Below are 1,461 nucleotides of genomic sequence, written 5' to 3' on the forward strand. Positions count from 1 at the left end.
TTATCCTTGACTTCTTTGCTGGCTCCGGCACAACCGCCCATGCCGTAATGCAACTCAACGCTGAAGATGGAGGCAATCGCCAATTTATTTTGGTGCAACTTCCTGAGAAAACGGACGAAAAGTCCGAAGCCTTTAAAGCCGGTTATAAAACTATTTTCGACATCACCAAAGCCAGAATTGAGAAAAGTGCGGTTAAAATTCGACAAGATTTTCCTGATACGCAATGTGATCTCGGTTTCAAAATTTTTAAAGCAATAAATACATAATAAGCAAAGGAAACACCCAAATGACTAAAAAAGACGAGGTGAAATCCACGTCTAAGTGCGTGGGGAGATTAACCGACAAACAACAGCGATTTGTTGAGGAGTACCTGGTTGATTTAAATGCAACACAGGCGGCGATTAGAGCAGGGTATAAAGCTGAAAATGCTCGACAAATTGGATCTGAAAACTTGTCAAAACCTGACATTCAAGAAGCGATTCAGATTGCAAAAGACAAACGTTCAGAACGAGTTCAAATCTCACAAGATGATGTCTTACGTGATTTGTTAGAGGTTCGAGATATATGCATGGGGCGTAAATCTGTTGTGCTCACCGACGTAGTCAAAAATGCACAGGAAGGTACGGTCAATGCGATTGATAATCCTGTCTTTGTATTTGAGCCTACAAGTGCAAATAAAGCCCTTGAATTACTCGGTAAACACTTAGGTATGTTTAAAGATCGGGTTGATTTAACCTCAGGTGATAATCCGTTGCCGGTGAAAATTAATGTGAGTTTTGGTGATGAGTGAGCTTAATCTTACATTCTCCCCTAAATTTAAACCGCTATTTCAGTCGATATGGCGGTTTATTATTTTCTATGGTGGTCGAGGAAGTGGAAAAAGTTTCAACATTGCCCGAGCCTTAATCTTAAAGGCGTATGAAAACCCTATTCGTGTTTTATGTTGTCGTGAAATTCAAAAATCCATCTCTGATTCTGTTATTCAGATGCTAGCAGATCAAATTGAAATGTTAGGCTTACAAGCTTTTTTTGATGTGCAGAAAACACAAATCATCGGTAAAAATGGTTCACGTTTTACTTTCGCCGGGCTAAAAACCAATATTACTTCTATCAAATCGATGACGGGGATTGATTTAGTCTGGGTGGAAGAAGGAGAAAATGTTTCAAAAGAAAGTTGGGATGTATTGATTCCGACTATTCGTGAAGACGGTTCACAGATCATCGTCAGTTTCAACCCTAAGAATATTCTTGATGACACTTATCAGCGTTTTGTAATTAATCAGCCGGAACGTTGTTGTTCTGTATTGGTTAATTGGCAGGATAATCCGTATTTTCCAAAAGAATTAATGGAAGATATGGAGCAAATGAAAGAGCGTGATTATGAACTTTATCGGCACGTTTATGAAGGCGAACCCGTTGCAGACAGCGATTTGGCGATTATCAAGCCGTTATGGATTGAAA

At 39.4% G+C, this 1,461-nt stretch carries 2 protein-coding genes and 1 pseudogene; all 3 read left to right on the forward strand.

Annotation, left to right across the window (positions count from 1 at the left end):
- Positions 1-266: pseudogene (locus BKK54_RS11455) on the forward strand (site-specific DNA-methyltransferase); the annotation flags it as partial.
- Between the two features lie 20 nt (positions 267-286).
- Positions 287-790 carry a terminase small subunit gene (locus BKK54_RS11460; RefSeq protein ID WP_077543192.1) on the forward strand — a complete coding sequence of 168 codons (504 nt, stop codon included), beginning with the start codon at positions 287-289 and terminating at the stop codon, positions 788-790.
- Positions 783-1,461 (forward strand): PBSX family phage terminase large subunit (locus tag BKK54_RS11465; protein WP_143541470.1); only part of this gene is annotated, 679 nt, incomplete at its 3' end. The genes BKK54_RS11460 and BKK54_RS11465, both read left to right, overlap by 8 nt.

This window comes from Rodentibacter genomosp. 1 (assembly GCF_001999285.1).
Classification (GTDB): domain Bacteria; phylum Pseudomonadota; class Gammaproteobacteria; order Enterobacterales; family Pasteurellaceae; genus Rodentibacter.